Genomic DNA, 19,001 nt, shown 5'->3' with positions numbered 1-19,001 from the left:
TGGATTGGAAACGACGCAGCCGCGGCTGGCAAGCCGTGGCGCGCGGCAGGCTCAGGCGTCGTCGCTGCCGCGCGCGCGCTCGACCACGGCTTCCGGCCCGAACACGCAGGCGAATACGCTGCCCTTGCCCACCTCGCTGCGGATGTCGAGGCGGCCCTGGTGGAGGTTCAGCACGTGCTTGACGATGGACAGGCCGAGTCCGGTGCCGCCGGTTTCGCGCGCCCGGCTGGTGGAAACGCGGTAGAAACGTTCGGTCAGGCGCGGCAGGTGCTGCGCCGGGATGCCGTAGCCACTGTCCTGCACCGCCAGCACGACGCCGCCGTCGGCGCTGCGCTCGAAGCGGACGTCGATCCGGCCGTCGACCGGGGTGTAGCGGACGGCGTTCGACACGAGGTTCGAGAAGGCGCTGTGCAGCTCCCGCGTCGATCCGAGCAGGTCGATGTTCGCGCTGTCCTCGACGTGGATGTGGTGCCGGCCCGCGGAGATCGCCTGGGCTTCGCGCTTCAGCGTCAGCAGCAGCGGCGCCATGGCGACCACCTCGCGGTGGGCCAGGGCCTCCTGGGCCTCCAGCCTCGAGAGCGTCAGGAGGTCTTCGACCAGCTGCGACATGCGCGCGGACTGCTTGCGCATCTCGTCGAGCATCGGGCCGAGCTCGGGGTAATCGTCGGCATCGAGGATGTCGAGGTAGCCGTGCACCACCGTCAGCGGCGTGCGCAGCTCATGCGAGACATTGGCGACGAAATCGCGGCGCAGCTGTTCCAGCCGCAGCAGCTTGGTGACATCGCGCACCACCAGCAGCCATTGCGTGGGGGAGTAGGGCAGCAGGCGCAGGCTGAGACGGACGTTCGCGTCGAGCGGCGAGGCCTGGTCGAGCAAGGGTTCATCGGTCTGCCCGACATCGAGCCATGCCCGGACCTTCGCATCGGGGAACACCGCACCCACGGTGCCCTCGTTGCCCTGCGGGCCGAGGCCCAGAAGCTCCCGAGCCTGCCGGTTGCACCAGTCGATGCGGCCGCTGTCGCGGTCGACGAGCAGCACCGCATCCGGCATGAGCGTGGCGGCGCGCCGGTAGCCGCGCACCAGGCCCAGCAATCGCTTCGTGCGGGCGCGGCCTTCGTTCTGGCGGCGGTGGAGGAGCATTTCGAGGTCGTCCCAGAGGCCGCGGCCATCGATGTCGCGCAGGCGGCGGCGTTGGTAGAGGCGGGCGAGCAGGCGGTGCAGGCGCCAGTAATGCCAGCCGAGGATGGCGAAGGCGGACAGCGCGACCGGGGGCCAGAAGGCGTCCAGCCACCAACCCAGCAGGGCCGCGGCCGCGACGATCGCCACGAGGCGGGCGACCGACGCGCGCCAAGCACGACGCAGCAGGGCCCCGACGGTCATGCTGCGCGCGCGTCCGTCATGGGGTTTCCGAGAACCGGTAGCCGCTGCCACGGACGGTCTGGACCATGCCGTCGAGCTGCTGCGGCTCGAGCGCCTTGCGGAGTCGGCGGATGTGCACGTCGACGGTGCGCTCTTCGACGTACACGTTGCCGCCCCACACATGGTCCAGGAGCTGGGCGCGGGTGTAGACGCGGTCGGCGTGGGTCATGAAGAAGTGCAGAAGCCGGTATTCCGTCGGGCCGACGTGGATGGATTCGTCGCTGGCGTACACGCGGTGCGCCGCGCCGTCGATGCGCAGGCGGCCGATCTGCACGCTGCCGTCGGCTTCGTCCTCGCGCGAGCGGCGCATGACGGCCTTGATCCGCGCGAGGAGCTCGCGGGCCGAGAACGGCTTCACCACGTAATCGTCAACGCCGGATTCGAGGCCCGAGACGCGGTCGTTCTCCTCGCCGCGCGCCGTCAGCATGATGATCGGCACGTCGCGGGTGAGCTCGTCCTTGCGCCAGCGGCGGGCGAGGTCGAGGCCCGAGGTGCCCGGCAGCATCCAGTCCAGCAGGATCAGGTCGGGCACGCGCTCGACGATGGCGGTCTGCGCCTCGCGGGCGTCACCGGCATGCACCGGCTCGTACTCGCCCTTGCGGAGGGCGAAGGCCACCATGTCACGGATGGCGGGCTCGTCGTCGACGATGAGGATGCGCTTCTGCACGGGATGTCCAGGCCATGGGGTCAGGGCGCCAGTAGATAAAACTTTTGTGACGCGACCATGACGACTGAAAGGGAATCGTCACAGCGCTGACGCGGCTTGTCGAGCCCTTCCCCCCCCGTGCGGGGCGAAAGGGGCTGCCATGGCTCAGGAACGGCGTTCGCGCCCCTGGTCCTCGGGCCGCAGTCCCGCCCGGCGCATCTCCAGCACCACCGGCATGATCTCGGCCATCCGGGCCTCGACGCGGGCGCGCTGCACGTAGTCGACGTCGTCGCGCTGCTTGAGGCTGTCGAGCTGCTTGAGGGCGTCCTCCGCGCGGCCCGCGAGGAATGCGGCCTCGGCGTGCGCCTCGACGGCGCGGTTGGCGTCGCCGGCGAGCTCACTGGCCCGGGCGAAGCTGCGCTGCAGCAGCAGGTCGCCGCTGGCGGCGGCCAGGAGCGGGCGAAGCAGGGCCTGCGCGCGTCGGCCGGAGCCGGCATCCCCGCGCTCGTTCAGGGTCTCGGCGTAGCTGAGGGTGATCGCCCGATGCTGCGGATTATCCGCCACCAGTCCCTCGTAGTGGCGGGTGGCCTCGACCGGTCGGCCCGCCTTGTGCAGGGCCTCCGCCGTGGCGAGCCGCAACCACAGGTTGGTCGGGTCGACGGCCAACAGCCGCTCGAGGCGGGCGACGGCGTCGTTCGCCTGGCCTGCGCGAAGCATCGCCAGGGCGTGGCCGTAAGCGACCTCGGGGCGGGGCGCGGTGGCGGGATTCGTCTCGTACTCGGCGACGGCATCGCGCGCAGTAGGGGCCGTCAGCACGCGCAGGCGCTCACGGGCCCAATGGAACTCGCTGGGCCGCGCGTTCGCCGCACTTGGCAAGGGGCGCAGGGCGGCCGGCAATAGCAGGTGGCCTTCGTCACGGACGGCGGCGTCCCGCCAGGGGGCCTGCTTGGCCATGGCCGCGGCGCGGTCACGCGCCTCGGCGATGCGCGTGGTCGTCACCGGATGGGTGCGCAGGTACTCCGGGGCCTGCCAGCCGCCTGTATTGCCTCGCGAGGCACGCTCCATCCGACCGAAGAAATCGGCGATGCCCAGCGGGTCGAAGCCGGCGCGCGACAGCGTCTCGATGCCGATGCGGTCGGCTTCCGATTCGTTGCTGCGCGTGTAGTTGATCTGCATCTGAGCCATCAGCGCTTGCGCGCCGACCACCGCGGCCTGCACCGCATCGTCGGCGGAACGCGAGTTGCTCTGCGACGCCGCCGCCAGCGCGCCGATCATCGCGAGCATGGTCGGCAGCTGCATCTGCTGGGATTTCTCGGCGGAGCGCAGCACGTGCCTCTGCGTCACGTGCGCGACCTCATGGGCGAGTACGCCCGCCACTTCGTCCTCGCGCTCTGCCGTGAGCACGAGGCCGGCATTCATGCCAATCAGACCGCCGAGGGTGGCGAAGGCGTTGATGCGGCGGTCGCGCATCATGAAGAAGGTGTAGCCGTGGTCGGGTTCGCCGCTCGAGGCCGCCACGCGAAACCCGAGTCCCTGCAGCCAGCCTTCGACGAGCGGGTCGGCGACGAGCAGGTCCTGCCGGCGCAGCTCGCGCATCAGCATCGCGCCGTAGCGCGCTTCGTCGGCCGGCGTGATCAGGCTGGCGGCGGACGAGCCCATCTGCGGAAGCGCCTCCGGCCGGGACTGCGCGTCGGCGGCAGGGCCCGGGAACAGCGCGAGGGCGAGGGCGGCGGGGAGGGCGAGCAGGGGCGTGATGCGCATCGTCGGAGCATGCCGAAAGGGGGGCGGGGGCTGGTGAACCCGCCGTTAAGCGGGGCACCGTCGCGCTGGAAAAGACCGCCGACCGGCCGCATAGTTCCGTGCTTCCCGCACCGAGTTGGAGCCGCCGAGATGTCCCGCGCCGAGGTCGTGATGTATTCGTCCGCGATCTGCCCCTATTGCTTCGCCGCCAAGAACTTCCTGAAGCAGCGCGGCGTCGAGTGGCGCGAGGTGCGCGTCGACCTCGATCCGGTGGCGCGCACCGAGATGCTCGAGCGGGCCAGGCGCACCTCGGTGCCGCAGATCTTCATCAACGGCACCCACGTCGGCGGTTTCGACGACATGGTGGCCCTCGACCGCGCCGGTGGCCTGGCGCCCCTTCTGGAGTCCGCCCCGTGAGTGACCGCGTCGCCGAATTCACCGCCTTCCGCAAGCGCATGAACGAGCGCATCCTCGCCGAGGACAACCAGGTCGTGCGCCGCTTCTTCGCGCTCGACACGCAGACCTACAAGCCCGGCGCGCTCGACCTCAAGACCAAGGAAATGCTCGGCCTCGTGGCCTCGATGGTGCTGCGCTGCGACGACTGCATCGCCTACCACGTCGCCCAGTGCCAGCAGGCCGGCGTCACCCGCGAGGAGTTCTTCGAGGTGTTCTCGGTCGGCCTGGTCGTCGGCGGCTCGATCGTCATCCCGCATCTGCGCCGTGCCGTCGATTTCCTCGACCAGCTCGAGGCCGGCGCCGCCGAGGCACCCGGCGCCCACGACGCGGCCCACGGCTGAACCAACTCCCGGTTCCTTGACCGCCGTCAGAAGCCGGCCCGGCGCCGCTGCGGCATAATCCGCGCGCTGCCCGCACTGGATCGGGCGAGAAAAGGAAAAGACATGTCTCAGACGATTGCGGTGATCCGCGGGGACGGCATCGGTCCCGAAATCATGGATGCCTCGCTGGGCGTGCTGGACGCGATGAACCTCGGGCTGCAGTACGAGTTCGTCGAAGCCGGCATGTCGGCGATGGAGAAGACCGGCGAGCTGTTGCCCGCTGCCACCCTGGACGCGATCCGCAAGCACCGCATCGCCTTCAAGAGCCCGTTGACCACGCCGGTCGGCGAGGGCTTCACCTCGATCAACGTCGCGCTGCGCAAGACCTTCGACCTGTACGCCAACGTGCGTCCGGCGATCAGCTTCCCGGGCACCAAGGCGCGCTACGAGAACATCGACATCATCACGGTGCGCGAGAACACCGAGGGCGCCTACATCGGCGAGGGCCAGTCGGTGTCGCCGGACGGCGAGACCGCGCTGCTCACGCAGAAGGTCACCCGCAAGGGCTCGGAGCGCATCGTCCGCTACGCCTTCGACCTAGCGCGCCGCGTCGGCCGCAAGAAGGTCACGGTGGTGCATAAGGCGAACATCCTGAAGTCCACCTCGGGCCTGTTCCTCAAGGTCGCCCGCGAAGTCGCGCAGCAGTACCCCGACATCCAGTGCAACGAGATGATCGTGGACAACACCTGCATGCAGCTGGTGATGAAGCCGGAGCAGTTCGACGTCATCGTGACGACGAACCTGTTCGGCGACATCGTCTCCGACCTGTGCGCCGGCCTGGTGGGTGGCCTCGGCCTCGCCCCGGGGGCGAACATCGGCGAGCACGCGGCCATCTTCGAGGCCGTGCACGGTTCGGCCCCGGACATCGCCGGCAAGAACATCGCCAATCCCTGCGCGCTGCTGCTGGCCGCCGGCCAGATGCTCGACCATCTCGGCCACGTCGACCATGCCAACCGCCTGCGCCAGGCCATCCGCGACACGCTCACCGCGAAGGACGGCGTGACGCCGGACGTCGGCGGCACGGGCACGACGCAGAGCTTTGCCAAGGCCGTCGCGGCGCGCGTTACCGGCTGATCGCGGCGTCGAAGCGGCAAAGGGAAAGGGCGCCGCGAGGCGCCCTTTCCGTTTCCGCGAGGGGGCGGCCCCGAGGGGCCGTCGCGGTGGGATCAATCGTCGCCGCGCAGCTTCGAGAGGAGGCGCAGGATCTCGAGGTACAGCCAGATCAGCGTGACCATCAGGCCGAAGGCGCCGTACCACTCCATCGACTTCGGCGCGCCGGCCTCGACGCCACTTTCGATGAAGTCGAAGTCGAGCACGAGGTTCAGCGCGGCGATCACGACCACGAAGGCCGAGAAGCCGATGCCCAGCCAGCCGCTGTCATGGATGAAGCCCATCCCTTCGAAGCCCATCAGGCGCATGCCGATGTTGACGAGGTAGAGCAGGGCGATGCCACCGGTGGCGGCGACGACGCCGAGCTTGAAGTTCTCGGTGGCGCGGATCAGGCCGGACTTGTAGGCGAGCAGCAGCGACGCGAGGGTGCCGAAGGTGAGGCCGACGGCCTGCATCACGATGCCCGGGAACTGCGCTTCGAACATCGCCGAGACCGCGCCGAGGAACAGGCCTTCGACCAGCGCATACAGCGGTGCGGTGACGGGCGCCCATTCCTTCTTGAACACGGTGACCAAGGCCAGCACGAAGCCGCCGATGGCGCCGCCCCAGACGTAGGGCATCAGGCCAGGCAAGCTCTCCGTGCCGCTGTAGAGGTTCCAGGTGTAGGTCGCGGTGATCAGCACCATGGCGAGCAGCAGGGCGGTCTTGTTGACCGTGCCTCCGATCGTCATCGTCTGGCCATCGCGGGTGACGACGCGGCCCGAGCCGACGTCGAGGAAAGTGTTCTCGCCGAGAACAGGGTTGCCGCTGCGCATGTGTTGCTCCTTGCCGGGGGAAATCCCGGTCAAACCTTGCCCGCGCGCGATGCCGGGCGCAAGGCATGGGCGATGGCGAGGCCCGTGGCGATCGCCGCGGCCACGAGCAGCACGGCCGGCCCGATCGAGCGCATGCCCCAAGCGCCAACTAGCGCCCCGCTGGAGAACCCGCCGATCACCAGCAGGCAGACGGCGATGCGCTTCTTCGCCACCGGCAGGCCCCGCAGGGCGTGGCCAAGGTAGATGGCGAGGTCGGTGAACATGCCGCTCAGGTGCGAGGTGCGCATCACCGCGCCGCTGAAGGTGGTGGCCATCGCGTTCTGCAAGCCCACGGCGCTGGCCAGCAGGTAGTAGGCCGCTGGTTCGCGCCAGAAGAAGGCCTGCGTGGCGGCGAGCACGAGCAGCGCTTCGATCCCCAGCGCCACGGTGTAGCGGCGTCCCAGCCGGAGGTGCTCGTCGCGGATCAGCCAACCGCTGAAGACCGCGCCGAGGCAGAAGGCGCCGAGGATGCCCAACAGGTGGAGCGCGCTGTCCCAACGACCGAAGCCGAGATGGCCGGCGATCAGCGTCGTCGTGCCGGTGAGATGGGTCACGGCCTCCGCACCGAAGGCCAGCAGACCGACCGCGTTCATCAGCCCCGCCGCGAAGCTCAGGGCGCCACCGGCCACCCAGACCCAGCGCGGCAGCTGGTCGATCATCGTTCGCGGAAGCGCCAGAAGTGGTCGAGCACGACGACGTCGCCGAGACCGGGGCGGTACCCCGCCGCCAACGCGCCGGCGATGTACTCCGTGCCGAGGCGGCAGGCCTGCGGCGCCGTCTCGCCGAGGGCGAGGTTCGCGGCGATGGCAGAGGCCAGCGTGCAGCCCGTCCCATGGCCCTCCAGCGGCAGGCGACGGCTTCGGAAGCTCGCGCGCAGCACGCCGCTGCCGAAACGGTCGACCACTTCGGCCTCGGCGAGATGTCCGCCTTTCAGCAGCACGCCGTCGGCGCCGAGGTCGAGCAGTTCGACGAGCGCCGCATCGGCATCCGCACCGGGGGCGATCGGGCGCCCGAGCAGCAGCTCGGCTTCCGGCAGGTTGGGGGTGAGCACCGAAGCCATCGGCAGCAGGCGCGTGCGCAGCGCGTCGAGCGCGTCGTCGGCCAGCAGCTTGGCGCCGCTGGTCGCCACCATCACCGGGTCCACCACGAGCGCCGTTGGCTTCCAATGCAAGAGCGCATCGGCCACGGCGTGGATGATGTCGGCCGTGGCGAGCATGCCGAGCTTCACCGCGCGCACGTCGAAGTCCTCGAAGCAGGCGTCGATCTGCGCCCGTAGGAAGCCGACATCCGGCGCATGCACGGCGGTGACGCCGCGGCTGTGCTGGGCGGTCAGCGCGGCGAGCGCGGAAAGCCCGTGCACGCCGTGCGCGGCGAAGGTCTTGAGGTCGGCCTGGATGCCCGCGCCACCGCCGCTGTCCGAGCCGGCGATGGTCAGGGCCGAGATGACGCGTTCGTGCACTCAGAGCACCTCGGAGGCGTAGTCGGCCAGGCGCGAGCGCTCGCCGCGACGCAGAGTCACGTGCGCGCTGTGCGCCCAGCTCTTGAAGCGATCCACCGCGTAGGTGAGGCCGGAGGTCGTCTCGGTGAGGTAGGGCGTATCGATCTGCTCGACGTTGCCCATGCAGATGATCTTGGTGCCCGGGCCGGCGCGTGTGATCAGGGTCTTGATCTGTTTCGGCGTCAGGTTCTGCGCCTCGTCGACGATCACCCAGCGGTTGAGGAAGGTGCGGCCGCGCATGAAGTTCATCGAGCGGATCTTGATGCGCGAAGCGAGCAGGTCGTTGGTCGCGCCGCGGCCCCAGCTGCCGTGGTCCTCGGCGTGCGTCAGCACTTCGAGGTTGTCTGTGAGGGCGCCCATCCACGGCGTCATCTTCTCTTCCTCGGTGCCGGGCAGGAAGCCGATGTCCTCGCCGACGCTCACCGTCGCGCGCGTCATGATGATCTCGCGGTAGCGCTGCACGTCCATGGTCTGCGCGAGGCCGGCGGCCAGCGCCAGCAGCGTCTTGCCGGTGCCGGCGGTGCCGAGCAGGGTGACGAAGTCGATCTCCGGGTCCATCAGGGCGTTCAGCGCGAAGTTCTGCTCGCGGTTGCGCGCGTTGATGCCCCAGACTTGCCGGTTGGGCGAACGGAAGTCCTCGACGATCTGCAGCACGGCGCGGTTGCCGTCGAGCTTCGCCACCTTCAGTTCGACGTCGTCTTCGCCCGGCAGATAGAGGTACTGGTTGGCGTACCAGCCGTCCTCGGGGGCGGCCTTGATCTCGTAGAAGGTGCGGCCGCGCTCGGTCCAGCTGCGCAGGCTGTCGCCGTGGCGCTTCCAGAAGTCTTCGGGCAACTGGGTTGCGCCGGTGTAGAGCAGGTTGAAATCGTCGAGCGCGCGGTCGTTCTCGTAGTCCTCGGCCTGCACGCCGACGATGCTCGCCTTGATGCGCAGGTTGATGTCCTTCGACACCAGCACCACCGGCGTGCTCGGGTTCTCCATCCGCAGTTGCAGGATCGAGCCGAGGATCTGGTTGTCCGGCAGCACGGTGCCGAAGCCCTTGCTGATGTCGACCGGCTTGGTCTGGAACAGCAGCCGGCCGAGCATTTCCGCCGCCCGCAGCTGCAGCTCCTTCGGACGGAGCAGGCTGATGCCGCCTTCGATGCCGCGGTTGCCGTGGGCCACGACCAGCTCGTTGAGGAAACGGCTGACCTGGCGCGCATTGCGGGCCGATTCCGTTTGCCCCTTCTTGTTGTTGTCGAGTTCCTCCAAAACCATCATCGGCAGGAACACGTCGTGTTCCTCGAACTTGAAAAGCGCCGTCGGGTCGTGCATCAGCACGTTGGTGTCGAGCACGTAGATGCGCTTGCTCTGCGTCATGGAAGCTCCTCGGGGCGGGGCAGGGATGCGGCAAAGAAAAAGCCGCCATCACGCGGGGGCGTCATGGCGGCTGGGTGTCGGCGTGCGATGGTCACGCGGCGCGGCGGCGAATCAATGGAGGCATGGGGTCATCGGCGTCAGAACTTCATCGGGTCCATGATGGCGTCGAGGTTCAGGTCGTCGCAGAAGGCGAGGAAGTCGTCGCGCAGTGCGGCGATGTGCATGCTGGCCGGCACGCCGATCGTGACGTGGGCGGAGAACATGTCGGCGCCGGTCTGCATGGCGCGATAGCGCGAGCACTGCAGGTTCTCGACGGTGATGCCCTGGCGGTCGAAGAAGTCGGCGAGCTGGTACAGGATGCCCGGGCGGTCGGAAGCGACCACCTCGACGATGTAGGGAATCAGGTTGGACTGCACCGGTTTCGGGCCGGTGCGGTACCAGTGGATCTTCATCCCGTCGTCGCGCTCCATCCGCCCGAGCATCGCCTCCAGCTTGGCGACCGCATCCCAGGAGCCGGTGGCGAGCGCCGTGACCGACACATCCCGGCCCACGGTGGAGAGGCGGGCATCGGCGAGGTTGCAGCCCGAGTCGGCGATGCGTCGGCTGACGGCGAGGAGCGGGGAGTCCGGATGGGTCGAATACGCGCTGATCAGCAGCAGGTTTTCGTTCGACGGCGGACGGGGCGTGGATTCACTCATTGCCGCCAGCATACTTGCCGCGTTCTTCGCGCCGCAAGTAACATCAAGGCTCATTTCTCCCCCACCGAACGAGCCCTGCCTTGCGACTTTCCGGCAGCATCACCGCGCTTGCCACCCCGTTTTCCATCGACGGGACCCTGGACCTCCGTGCCTGGGCGCAGATGCTGGAAAAACAGATCGCGTCGGGAACGTCCGCCGTGGTGGTGGCGGGTTCCACCGGTGAAGCGGCTGCGCTCACGGACGATGAGTACGACACGCTGCTGCTCGAAGCCGTTCGAGTCGTCGCCGGTCGTATCGGCGTGATCGCCGGCACCGGGCTCTCGAACACCGCCAAGACCATCGCCCAGACCCGCCGTGCCGCGGAGTTGGGCGCGCAGGCGGCCTTGGTCGTCACGCCGCCCTACGTGCGCCCCGCGCCCGCCGGGCTGGTGGCGCACTACCGCGCGGTGGCGGCGCAGGGTGGGCTGCCCGTGATCCTCTACAACGTGCCGGGTCGCACCGGGGTCGACATGGCGCCGGAGACGGTGGCGGAGCTGGTCGGCGTCGACGGCATCGTCGGCCTGAAGGAAGCGCGTGGCGACGCCGAACGCTGGGCAGCCTTGGCGCCGCTCGCCGTCCCGGGTTTCGCGCTGCTGTCGGGCGACGATCCGACCTTCGTGGAGGCGATGCGCGCCGGTGCCGTCGGCGTGATTTCGGTGGCCTCGAACGTGGTTCCCGCGAGCTTGGCAGCGATCGCCGCGGCCGCTCGCGACGGCGCGTTCGACGCTGCCGCGGTTCAGGACGGCGGCCTACGACCGCTCTACGATTTCCTCGGCTGCGCGCCGAACCCGATTCCGCTGAAGGCCTTGCTGAAGGCCCAGGGTTTCGGTGCCGACCTGCGCTTGCCGCTGCTCCCGCTCGAGGCGCCGCACACCGCCTCGCTGGCGGCCATGCTGTCCCTCGTTGAACGCGCCGAAGCCGAAGCCTCGGCCGCGCGTCGCGCCGCCTGATTCCCTGGAGATGTCCATGCCCCTGTCCACCCTGAAGCGCCCGCTGATCCTCGGCCTACTCGCCACCTCGGCGGTTGTCGCCCTCTCCGGCTGCTCGCTCTTCCGAGGCAAGGACGCCCCGTACCTCGAGAGCCGCGAGAGCGGCCCGCTCGAAGTGCCGCCGGATCTCGTCCTACCGTCGTCGAGTGCGGCGCTGCAGATCCCGCCGGCCGCTTCCGGTGCGGCGTCGCCCGGCGAAGCGCCGCCCGCGGCCCTCGGCGTGGCTACCAGTTTCGAGATCAGCGATACGGCCGAGAACGCGTTCCGCCGCGTCGGACTGGCGCTCGGCCGCGTCGATGGCGCCACGGCGACGCCCGTCGCGGCGCTGAACAGTTACGAAGTCAGTTTCCGCGGCGAGAGCTTCCTCGTGCGGCTGGCCGCGCGCGGCGAGTCGGTGCGCGTCGATGCCATCAGCCCGGAGGGCACGGCCATCAGTGGCGGCGCGGCCGGCGAATTGCTCGGCCTGCTGCAGTCGCGCCTGCAGTAACGCGCCTCGAGGGGCGTCGCGCCCAAGGGCGCGCGCCGCTCAGCGCTGCAACAGCGGGAGCTTGTCCGACTTGCCGTCCCATTCGGCGGCGTCGGGCAGCGGTTCCTTCCGCGTGGTGATCACCGGCCACTGCGCGGCCAGCTCCTTGTTCAGGGCGATCAGCCCTTCCTGGCCGGCTGGCACGTCGTCTTCCGGAAAGATCGCCTTGGCCGGGCATTCCGGCTCGCACAGCGTGCAGTCGATGCACTCGTCCGGATCGATGACGAGGAAGTTCGGGCCTTCATGGAAGCAATCGACCGGGCAGACCTCGACACAGTCGGTGTACTTGCACTTGATGCAGTTCTCGGTAACGACGAAGGGCATGGCGTTGGCGACGTGAGGTAGGCGGTTAGGGTAGCGCCGCGGCGTGGCCGATGGCGTGGGCCCGGAAAAGACGAGGCCCGGCATTGCCGGGCCTCGTGGAATTGGCGCTCCCTACGGGATTCGAACCCGTGTTTTAGCCTTGAGAGGGCCACGTCCTAGGCCTCTAGACGAAGGGAGCATTGGTTGGTCGCTTCCTGCGAGTCCGGTAGGATAACGGAATCGTTCCACATTCTCTAGCCTCTTCGGCGCCATCCTGGATACCCACCACCCCATGTCCGAAACCGTCGCGCCCCTGGTGATTCCCCGCGAGGCCCATCCGATCTCGCGCAGGAACATCAGCTCCGCCGCCCTGAAGGTGCTTTACGGGCTCCGCGACGCCGGCTTCAAGGGCTATCTGGTGGGTGGTGCGGTCCGCGACCTGCTGGCCGGCCGCCAGCCGAAGGATTTCGACATCGCCACCGACGCGACGCCGGAGCAGGTGCGCGAGGTGTTCCGCAACTGTCGATTGATCGGCCGCCGGTTCCGCCTGGCGCATGTGGTCTATGGCCGCGAGATCATCGAAGTCGCGACGTTCCGCGCCAACGACGACGATGGCAGCGGCGACCGCGAAACCGAGGACGGTGGTCGGGTGCTGCGTGACAACGTCTACGGCAGCATCGAAGACGACGCGGTGCGGCGCGACTTCACCGCCAACGCGCTGTACTACGCCATCGAGGACTTCTCGGTGCGCGACTATGTCGGTGGCTACGAGGACGTCCTGGCGCGCAAGCTCAAGCTGATCGGCGACCCGGAGAAGCGCTACCGCGAAGACCCGGTCCGGATGTTGCGTGCCGTCCGCCTCGCCGCGAAGCTCGAATTCACCATCGACGAGAGCGCCGCGGCGCCGATGCCCGCGCTGGCGCCCTTGCTCGCCGGTGCGGCGCCTGCGCGCTTGTTCGACGAATCCCTGAAGCTGTTCCTTGCCGGGCACGGCGAGGCGAGTTTCCTGGGCCTGGAGGCCCACCAGCTGTTGCCGGCCGTGCTGCCGGAAACGGCGGAGGCGCTACGCACCAACCGGAGCGGCCTGCTGCGCTCGATGGTGCTCGACGGCTTGCGCAATACCGACAAGCGGATCGCCGAGGACAAGCCGGTCACGCCCGCCTTCCTCTATGCCGTGCTGCTGTGGCCGGCCTACTGCCGCGAGCTGGCGCGCCTGCAGGCGCAGGGCCTCGAGCCGGCGGTGGCCCAGCAGCGTGCCGCTGATCGCGTGACCCTCCACCAGGCGCATCGGATCGCGCTGCCCCGGCGGTTCTCGCTGCCGATGCAGGAGATCTGGATGCTTCAACCGCGCTTCGCGCTGCGGCAGAAGAAGCGCGTGTTCCGCACGCTGGCCCATCCGCGCTTCCGCGCCGCGTTCGATTTCCTCGAGCTGCGCGCCAAGGTGGCGCCGGAACTCGCCGCCGACCTGCTGTTCTGGCGCGACGCGCAGTTGCAGGCCCCGGCCGCGCTGTCCGAATCGCTGGACCACGGAGGCCTGGGGCTCGACGAGGCGGGCGAGGGCGATGCGCTGGCCGAGGGCGCAACGGGGGACGGCGGCCCGCGCCGCCGTCGTCGTCGCCGTCCGCGTCGTGGCGGCCCGGGAGCCGGCGCTCCGGCATGACCGCGCGGCGGGCCTGGGTGGGGCTGGGCGGCAATGTGGGTGACGTGTCCGCGTGCTTCTCCTCCGCCCTGGCGATGCTGGGGGGCGCTGATGGCGTCGATGTGGTCCGCGTATCGCGCCGCTACCGCACGCCGGCTTGGGGCGTGACCGACCAGGCCGATTTCATCAATGCCGTGGCGGAACTGGCCACGACGTTGTCGCCCCTCGATGTGCTGGCCGCACTCCAGGCCACCGAGCGCGCCCATGGCCGCGACCGGGCCCGCGAGCAGCGCTGGGGGCCACGCACGTTGGACCTCGACCTGCTGGCGATGGAAGGCGTCTTGCTAGACACCCCGGCGTTGCAGTTGCCGCATCCGCGCTTCGCCGAACGGGCCTTCGTGCTGGTGCCTTGGGTCGAGATCGCCCCCGAACTGAACGTGCACGGCATCGGACGCATCGCGGATCTGGCCGCTGCGCTGGATCGCTCGGGCATCGAGGCGATACCTTAGGCGCCCGATCGCGACCGGCTTCGACCCCTGATGTACGCCTCCGACGCGCCCCCGCCGCGCCCGCCCGTCACCGTCCCCGAGCTGCGCCGGTTGAAGGCCGCTGGCACGCCGATCGTGGCGATGACGGCCTACGACGCCGGCTTCGCCGCGGTGCTCGATGCCGAGGGCGTGGACTTCGTGCTCGTGGGCGATTCGCTCGGCATGGTGGTGCAGGGCGAGCCCAGCACGCTGCCGGTCACCGTCGACCAGATCGTCTACCACTGCCGTGCCGTGGCCCGCGGGCTGCGTAGCCCGCTGCTGGTGGCCGACATGCCCTTCGGTGCCGATGCGACGCCTGAGCGTGCGTTCGACGCTGGCGTGCGTATGCTCAAGGAAGGCAACGCCGGGATGGTGAAGATCGAGGGCGCGGGCGTGAAGCTGGACGCCATCCGTTTCCTCGTCGAGCGCGAGATCCCGGTCTGCGCTCATCTCGGCCTCACGCCGCAGTCGGTGCTGCGCCTCGGCGGTTACAAGGTGCAGGGCCGCGAGGCCGGGGCCGCCGAGCAGCTCAAGCGCGATGCGCGGGCGGTCGAAGCCGCAGGCGCCACGGCGCTGGTGCTCGAATGCGTGCCCTCTGCGCTCGCCGAGAGCATCACCCGCGAGCTGTCGATTCCCACCATTGGTATCGGTGCCGGCGCGGGATGCGACGGCCAGATCCTCGTGTTGCACGACCTGCTGGGCGTCAGCGCGGGGCATCGTCCCCGCTTCGTGAAGAATTTCCTCGCCGATGGCGGCTCGGTGCAGGGCGCCGTCCGCGCCTACGCCGAGGCCGTGCGTTCGCGCACTTTCCCCGCGTCCGAGCACGCCTACGCATGATCCGCACCGTCCGCACCGTCGCCGAACTGCGCGCCCACCTCGCCGGCTGGCGCGACCAGGGGCATCGCATCGCGCTGGTGCCCACCATGGGCAACCTGCACGCCGGGCACCATTCGCTCATCGAGCTGGCCAAGCAGAACGCCGACAAGGTCGTGGCCAGCGTGTTCGTGAACCCGACGCAGTTCGGGCCGAGCGAGGACTTCTCGCGATACCCGCGCACGCCCGAGGCCGATGCCGAGGGGCTCGCGCAGGCCGGCTGCGACCTGTTGTTCCTGCCGTCGGTGGAAACCATGTATCCGCTGGGCGCCGAGTCCGCGGTACGTATCCGCGTGCCGGGCGTGGCCGATGTGCTGGAAGGCGCCCATCGCCCGGGCCACTTCGACGGTGTCGCGACCGCCGTGGCGCGCCTGTTCAACATGGTGCATCCGGACGTCGCCATCTTCGGCCGCAAGGACTACCAGCAATTGCAGGTGATCCGGCACATGACGAAGGACCTCGCCTTCGCCATCGACATCGTGCCCGGCCCGACCGTGCGCGAGCCGGACGGCCTCGCCATGAGTTCGCGCAACCAGTACCTCTCGGAGGACGAGCGCCGCGTGGCGGTGGAGATCATCCGCAACCTGCGCACGCTGCGCGACCAGACCGCGCTGGGTCTGCCGCCGGCGGGCCTGGAGCAGGAAGCGGTCGAGCGGCTGACGGCGGCGGGTTTCGATGTCGACTACGTGGCGATCCGCCGCGCCGACCTTTCCGTGCCGGACGGCGGCAGCGAGCCTGGTCTGCTGGGGCTGGTCGCCGCACGCCTCGGCCGGACCCGACTCATCGACAACCTCGATTTCGACGGCGTCGACGCCCGCTGAACGCCGTTTCGGCGACGCTGCGCGAACGGGTGGGCTCGATTGCGGGCTCCACCCCTCGCCCCTACACTCCGCGCCTTCACGCCTCCGGACCGCCCCCATGCAGCTCACCCTGCTGAAAGCCAAGATCCACCGCGCCTCCGTCACCCACGCCGAGCTGCACTACGAAGGCTCGTGTGCCATTGACGGCCGCCTGCTCGACGTGTCGGGCATTCGCGAGTACGAGCAGGTGCACATCTTCAACATCAACAACGGCGCGCGCTTCGTCACCTACGCCATCCGTGGCGAAGAGGGCAGCGGCGTGATCTCGGTGAACGGCGCCGCGGCGCACCTCGCCGGACCGGGCGACCTGGTCATCATCTGCGCCTACGGCCAGCTCGACGAGGCGGAAGCGGCGAAGTTCAAGCCGACGCTCGTCTACGTCGACCGGCAGAACCGCCTCACCCACACCAACCACAGCATCCCGGCGCAGGCCGCCTGAGCCCAGGACAACGAATGCACTCGATCGCGGCGCGTCTGGCACACCTGAAGTCCCACGGCGCACGCCTCGCGGGCCATTCGTTGAAGCAACTCATCGCGCGCGAGCCGGATCGTGCGGCGCGCATGGCCTTGAAGGTCGACGGCCTGTACGCGAGCTTCGCGCGCCAGCATGTCGATGCGGAGGCCCTCGACGCCCTGCTGGCGGTGGCGCAGGCCAGCGGCATGGGCGCGGCCATCCGTGAGCTCCTGCACGGCGCGTCGGTGAACCGCTCGGAAGGCCGTCCCGCCCTGCACAGCGCGCTGCGCACCGCGTTCGAGGCCCCGGTGGCCTCCGGCGCAGCCCTCGAAGCCCACGCCGCCCGCCAGCGCATGGCCGACATGGCGCAGGCCCTTCGCGCCAGCGGCGTGACCGACATCATCAACGTCGGCATCGGCGGCTCCGACCTCGGCCCGCGTCTCGCGCTCGACGCGCTGAAGGACTTCGGCGACGGGCGCTTCACCATCCATTTCCTCAGCAACGTCGATGCCCATGCGGCGACGCGCCTGCTGGCGGGGCTCGATCCGGCGAAGACCGCCGCGATCCTCGTTTCGAAGAGCTTCGGCACGCAGGAAACCCTGCTCAACGGCCAGCTCATCCGCGACTGGCTCGGCGGCGGTGAGCGCCTTTACGCGGTGAGCGCGAACGTGCCCAAGGCCGAAGCCTTCGGCATCGATCCGTCGCGCGTGCTGCCGATGTGGGACTGGGTGGGCGGCCGCTATTCGCTGTGGTCGGCGGTGGGTTTCTCGGTGCTGCTGGCCCTCGGCGAGGACGGTTTCGCGCAGATGCTGGCCGGTGCCGAAGCGATGGACCGGCACTTCCTCGAGGCGCCGGCCGAGTCGAACCTGCCGCTCTGGCATGCCCTGTTCGCCGTTTGGAACCGCAACGCCGAAGGACACGCCGCGCATGCGGTGCTGCCTTACGACGAGCGCCTTCGCCTGCTGCCGGCCTACCTGCAGCAGCTGGTGATGGAATCGCTGGGCAAGCGCGTCGACCACGACGGTGCAGCCATCGAGCACGACACGGTGCCGGTGCTGTGGGGCGGTGCGGGCACCGACAGCCAGCACAGCTTCTTCCAGGCCTTGCACCAGGGCACGCAGGTCGTGCCGGCGGACTTCATCGGCGTCATCCAGCCCGACCACGCGCATGCCGCGCAGCATCGCGTGCTGCTCTCGCACCTGCTGGCGCAGGTAGAAGCGCTGGCGAACGGCGACGAGGGCGACCGCCCGCAGAGGCACTTCCCGGGCAATCGGCCGAGCACGCTGATCCTGCTCGACCGCCTGACGCCGCGCAGCTTCGGTGCGCTGATCGCGCTCTACGAGCACAGCGTCTATGCGCAGTCGGTGCTGTGGGGCATCAATGCTTTCGACCAGTTCGGCGTCGAGCTCGGCAAGACGCTGGCCGGCGGTCTTCTGCCCGTGCTGGAAGGCCAGGCGGAAGCGCAGGATCCGATCAGCGCGGCGCTGGCGGCCGAGATCCTTTCCCGCGGTTGAGGCGAAGCATTTCTCCGGCGCCGTCGGGGCGCTGGCACGGACTCAGCCCGGGGCTTTCGCGGCCTGTTCGGCCAGTGCCCAGGCGACGTGCTCGCGCACGACCTCGGAGGGGTGCGACGCGCGTGAGTGCAGCGCCTCGATCACGGCGTCCGAATGCGGTGCGTTGCCCAGCGCGACGGCGATGTTCCGCAGCCAGCCCTGGTGCCCGGTTCGGCGGATCGCCGAGCCTTCGGTGCGCTTGAGGAACTCTTCCTCGTCCCACGCGAACAATTCCACCAGCGAAGCGGTATCCAGCCCATGGCGCGGCTCGAAGTCGGGCAGGGCATGGCGTTGGGCGAACTTATTCCATGGGCAGACCAGCTGGCAGTCGTCGCAGCCAAAGATGCGGTTGCCCATCGGCTTGCGGAACTCGAGTGGAATCGTCCCGGGGTTCTCGATCGTCAGGTAGCTGATGCAGCGGCGCGCGTCGAGCACGTTCGGCGCGACGATGGCCTGCGTGGGGCAGATGTCGATGCAGCGCGTGCAGGTGCCGCAGTGTTCGGTGGCGGGCTCGTCGACGGGCAGCGGAAGGTCGGTGTAGAGCTCGCCGAGGAAGAACCAGCTGCCGGCCTTCGTGTTGATCACGCAGGTGTTCTTGCCGATCCAGCCGAGGCCCGCGTCGCGGGCCAGCGCACGTTCCAGCACGGGGGCGGAATCGACGAAGGCGCGATAGCCGAACGGGCCGACGACATCGGCGATGCGGTCGGCGAGCTTCTGCAGCCGCGCGCGCAGCACCTTGTGGTAATCGCGGCCCAGCGCGTAACGCGCGACATAGGCGCGGGTGCCATCGGCCAGCGTGTCCCAGCAGGCCGCGTCGTCGTCGACACCGTAATCCATGCGGACGCTGATGACGCGCACCGTGCCCGGCACCAGTTCGTCCGGGCGGCTGCGCTTCGTGCCATGCGTGGCCATCCAGTCCATCGAACCGTGGCGGCCTTCGGCGAGCCAGCGCGCGAGGTGCGCTTCGTCACTCGCCAGCGTGCCGGCGCTGATGCCGGCCTGCTGGAAGCCGAGCGCTTCGGCCCAGCGCTTGATGTCGGCGGCGAGCGCGGCCCAGTCATGCATGGTGCGAAGTATA

The 19,001-nt window shown here is 69.3% G+C and carries 20 protein-coding genes, 1 tRNA gene and 1 pseudogene; 11 read left to right on the top strand and 11 right to left on the bottom strand.

The window, feature by feature from the left end; all coding sequences use genetic code 11:
• Window positions 1–51: 51 nt before the first annotated feature.
• The 3 genes from phoR to O9280_RS06280 all read right to left on the bottom strand — a co-directional run bounded on the left by phoR (window position 52) and on the right by O9280_RS06280 (window position 3,826).
• Window positions 52–1,380: a phosphate regulon sensor histidine kinase PhoR gene (gene phoR / locus O9280_RS06290; protein ID WP_298340289.1), complete on the bottom strand. Its 1,329-nt coding sequence runs from the start codon at window positions 1,378–1,380 to the stop codon at window positions 52–54.
• A gap of 16 nt (window positions 1,381–1,396) precedes the next feature.
• A complete protein-coding gene (gene phoB / locus O9280_RS06285; RefSeq protein WP_298340286.1) occupies window positions 1,397–2,086 on the bottom strand; it encodes a phosphate regulon transcriptional regulator PhoB in 690 nt (229 codons plus the stop codon).
• 144 nt (window positions 2,087–2,230) lie between these two features.
• Window positions 2,231–3,826, bottom strand: a complete 1,596-nt coding sequence (locus O9280_RS06280; protein WP_298340283.1) for a M48 family metalloprotease — start codon at window positions 3,824–3,826, stop codon at window positions 2,231–2,233.
• Window positions 3,827–3,955: 129 nt separating this feature from the next.
• Here O9280_RS06280 and grxC point away from each other — a divergent pair, with 129 nt between their 5' ends.
• From grxC to O9280_RS06265, 3 genes are all read left to right on the top strand, one after another.
• Complete coding sequence (gene grxC, locus O9280_RS06275; RefSeq protein ID WP_298340281.1) at window positions 3,956–4,222, top strand: glutaredoxin 3; 267 nt, start codon at window positions 3,956–3,958, stop codon at window positions 4,220–4,222.
• 38 nt (window positions 4,223–4,260) lie between these two features.
• A complete protein-coding gene (locus tag O9280_RS06270; RefSeq protein ID WP_297875433.1) occupies window positions 4,261–4,602 on the top strand; it encodes a carboxymuconolactone decarboxylase family protein in 342 nt (113 codons plus the stop codon).
• Window positions 4,603–4,704: 102 nt separating this feature from the next.
• Window positions 4,705–5,715, top strand: a complete 1,011-nt coding sequence (locus O9280_RS06265; protein WP_298340278.1) for an isocitrate dehydrogenase — start codon at window positions 4,705–4,707, stop codon at window positions 5,713–5,715.
• 92 nt (window positions 5,716–5,807) lie between these two features.
• Here the strand turns inward: O9280_RS06265 and O9280_RS06260 are convergent, their stop codons facing one another.
• The 5 genes from O9280_RS06260 to O9280_RS06240 form a co-directional block, all read right to left on the bottom strand.
• Window positions 5,808–6,566 carry a Bax inhibitor-1/YccA family protein gene (locus tag O9280_RS06260; RefSeq protein WP_298340275.1) on the bottom strand — a complete coding sequence of 253 codons (759 nt, stop codon included), beginning with the start codon at window positions 6,564–6,566 and terminating at the stop codon, window positions 5,808–5,810.
• 29 nt (window positions 6,567–6,595) lie between these two features.
• Entirely contained in the window at window positions 6,596–7,264 is a 669-nt protein-coding gene (locus tag O9280_RS06255; RefSeq protein ID WP_298340272.1) for a YoaK family protein, read from the bottom strand.
• Window positions 7,261–8,064 carry a bifunctional hydroxymethylpyrimidine kinase/phosphomethylpyrimidine kinase gene (gene thiD, locus O9280_RS06250; RefSeq protein ID WP_298340267.1) on the bottom strand — a complete coding sequence of 268 codons (804 nt, stop codon included), beginning with the start codon at window positions 8,062–8,064 and terminating at the stop codon, window positions 7,261–7,263. Before thiD ends, O9280_RS06255 begins: the two co-directional genes overlap by 4 nt.
• On the bottom strand, window positions 8,065–9,462 hold the full coding sequence (locus O9280_RS06245) for a PhoH family protein (protein WP_298340265.1): 1,398 nt from the start codon (window positions 9,460–9,462) through the stop codon (window positions 8,065–8,067).
• Window positions 9,463–9,599: 137 nt separating this feature from the next.
• Window positions 9,600–10,160 carry a glycine cleavage system protein R gene (locus tag O9280_RS06240; protein WP_298340262.1) on the bottom strand — a complete coding sequence of 187 codons (561 nt, stop codon included), beginning with the start codon at window positions 10,158–10,160 and terminating at the stop codon, window positions 9,600–9,602.
• 80 nt (window positions 10,161–10,240) lie between these two features.
• Here O9280_RS06240 and dapA point away from each other — a divergent pair, with 80 nt between their 5' ends.
• Both dapA and O9280_RS06230 read left to right on the top strand, forming a co-directional pair.
• The gene (gene dapA / locus O9280_RS06235; protein WP_298340259.1) at window positions 10,241–11,149 is read left to right on the top strand and encodes a 4-hydroxy-tetrahydrodipicolinate synthase; all 909 of its coding nucleotides are present in this window, start codon (window positions 10,241–10,243) and stop codon (window positions 11,147–11,149) included.
• A gap of 16 nt (window positions 11,150–11,165) precedes the next feature.
• On the top strand, window positions 11,166–11,675 hold the full coding sequence (locus tag O9280_RS06230; RefSeq protein WP_298340256.1) for a hypothetical protein: 510 nt from the start codon (window positions 11,166–11,168) through the stop codon (window positions 11,673–11,675).
• A gap of 39 nt (window positions 11,676–11,714) precedes the next feature.
• Here O9280_RS06230 and fdxA read toward each other — a convergent pair whose 3' ends face one another.
• A complete protein-coding gene (gene fdxA, locus O9280_RS06225) occupies window positions 11,715–12,038 on the bottom strand; it encodes a ferredoxin FdxA (protein ID WP_297866697.1) in 324 nt (107 codons plus the stop codon).
• A gap of 102 nt (window positions 12,039–12,140) precedes the next feature.
• A tRNA-Glu gene (locus O9280_RS06220) sits at window positions 12,141–12,216 on the bottom strand.
• 117 nt (window positions 12,217–12,333) lie between these two features.
• Here O9280_RS06220 and pcnB point away from each other — a divergent pair.
• From pcnB to pgi, 6 genes and pseudogenes are all read left to right on the top strand, one after another.
• Window positions 12,334–13,677: pseudogene (pcnB, locus tag O9280_RS06215) on the top strand (polynucleotide adenylyltransferase PcnB); the annotation flags it as partial.
• On the top strand, window positions 13,674–14,165 hold the full coding sequence (gene folK, locus O9280_RS06210; RefSeq protein WP_298340252.1) for a 2-amino-4-hydroxy-6-hydroxymethyldihydropteridine diphosphokinase: 492 nt from the start codon (window positions 13,674–13,676) through the stop codon (window positions 14,163–14,165). The pseudogene pcnB and the gene folK, both read left to right, overlap by 4 nt.
• 30 nt (window positions 14,166–14,195) lie before the next feature.
• A complete protein-coding gene (gene panB, locus O9280_RS06205) occupies window positions 14,196–15,020 on the top strand; it encodes a 3-methyl-2-oxobutanoate hydroxymethyltransferase (RefSeq protein WP_298340249.1) in 825 nt (274 codons plus the stop codon).
• Entirely contained in the window at window positions 15,017–15,877 is an 861-nt protein-coding gene (gene panC / locus O9280_RS06200) for a pantoate--beta-alanine ligase (RefSeq protein WP_298340246.1), read from the top strand. The genes panB and panC overlap by 4 nt, the downstream gene beginning before the upstream one ends.
• Window positions 15,878–15,974: 97 nt before the next feature.
• The gene (gene panD, locus O9280_RS06195) at window positions 15,975–16,355 is read left to right on the top strand and encodes an aspartate 1-decarboxylase (protein WP_297866694.1); all 381 of its coding nucleotides are present in this window, start codon (window positions 15,975–15,977) and stop codon (window positions 16,353–16,355) included.
• A gap of 14 nt (window positions 16,356–16,369) precedes the next feature.
• Window positions 16,370–17,884 (top strand): glucose-6-phosphate isomerase, encoded by a 1,515-nt coding sequence (gene pgi, locus O9280_RS06190; protein WP_298340243.1) that lies wholly within the window; start codon window positions 16,370–16,372, stop codon window positions 17,882–17,884.
• A gap of 42 nt (window positions 17,885–17,926) precedes the next feature.
• Here pgi and queG read toward each other — a convergent pair whose 3' ends face one another.
• Window positions 17,927–18,988: a tRNA epoxyqueuosine(34) reductase QueG gene (gene queG, locus O9280_RS06185; RefSeq protein WP_298340240.1), complete on the bottom strand. Its 1,062-nt coding sequence runs from the start codon at window positions 18,986–18,988 to the stop codon at window positions 17,927–17,929.
• Window positions 18,989–19,001: the final 13 nt, after the last annotated feature.

The sequence above is a fragment of the Silanimonas sp. genome, assembly GCF_027531545.1.
Taxonomy (GTDB): Bacteria; Pseudomonadota; Gammaproteobacteria; order Xanthomonadales; family Xanthomonadaceae; genus Silanimonas.
This window is presented reverse-complemented; position numbering and strand designations above follow the sequence as displayed.

Coding starts and splice junctions, on each gene's coding strand:
- fdxA (WP_297866697.1), bottom strand. CDS start 12,038: ATGCCCTTCGTCGTTACCGAGAACTGCATCAAGTGCAAGTACACCGAC.
- panD (WP_297866694.1), top strand. CDS start 15,975: ATGCAGCTCACCCTGCTGAAAGCCAAGATCCACCGCGCCTCCGTCACC.
- O9280_RS06280 (WP_298340283.1), bottom strand. CDS start 3,826: ATGCGCATCACGCCCCTGCTCGCCCTCCCCGCCGCCCTCGCCCTCGCG.
- O9280_RS06240 (WP_298340262.1), bottom strand. CDS start 10,160: ATGAGTGAATCCACGCCCCGTCCGCCGTCGAACGAAAACCTGCTGCTG.
- O9280_RS06260 (WP_298340275.1), bottom strand. CDS start 6,566: ATGCGCAGCGGCAACCCTGTTCTCGGCGAGAACACTTTCCTCGACGTC.
- queG (WP_298340240.1), bottom strand. CDS start 18,988: ATGCATGACTGGGCCGCGCTCGCCGCCGACATCAAGCGCTGGGCCGAA.
- O9280_RS06255 (WP_298340272.1), bottom strand. CDS start 7,264: ATGATCGACCAGCTGCCGCGCTGGGTCTGGGTGGCCGGTGGCGCCCTG.
- O9280_RS06270 (WP_297875433.1), top strand. CDS start 4,261: ATGAACGAGCGCATCCTCGCCGAGGACAACCAGGTCGTGCGCCGCTTC.
- pgi (WP_298340243.1), top strand. CDS start 16,370: ATGCACTCGATCGCGGCGCGTCTGGCACACCTGAAGTCCCACGGCGCA.
- phoR (WP_298340289.1), bottom strand. CDS start 1,380: ATGACCGTCGGGGCCCTGCTGCGTCGTGCTTGGCGCGCGTCGGTCGCC.
- O9280_RS06245 (WP_298340265.1), bottom strand. CDS start 9,462: ATGACGCAGAGCAAGCGCATCTACGTGCTCGACACCAACGTGCTGATG.
- panC (WP_298340246.1), top strand. CDS start 15,017: ATGATCCGCACCGTCCGCACCGTCGCCGAACTGCGCGCCCACCTCGCC.
- panB (WP_298340249.1), top strand. CDS start 14,196: ATGTACGCCTCCGACGCGCCCCCGCCGCGCCCGCCCGTCACCGTCCCC.
- grxC (WP_298340281.1), top strand. CDS start 3,956: ATGTCCCGCGCCGAGGTCGTGATGTATTCGTCCGCGATCTGCCCCTAT.
- O9280_RS06265 (WP_298340278.1), top strand. CDS start 4,705: ATGTCTCAGACGATTGCGGTGATCCGCGGGGACGGCATCGGTCCCGAA.
- O9280_RS06230 (WP_298340256.1), top strand. CDS start 11,166: ATGCCCCTGTCCACCCTGAAGCGCCCGCTGATCCTCGGCCTACTCGCC.
- folK (WP_298340252.1), top strand. CDS start 13,674: ATGACCGCGCGGCGGGCCTGGGTGGGGCTGGGCGGCAATGTGGGTGAC.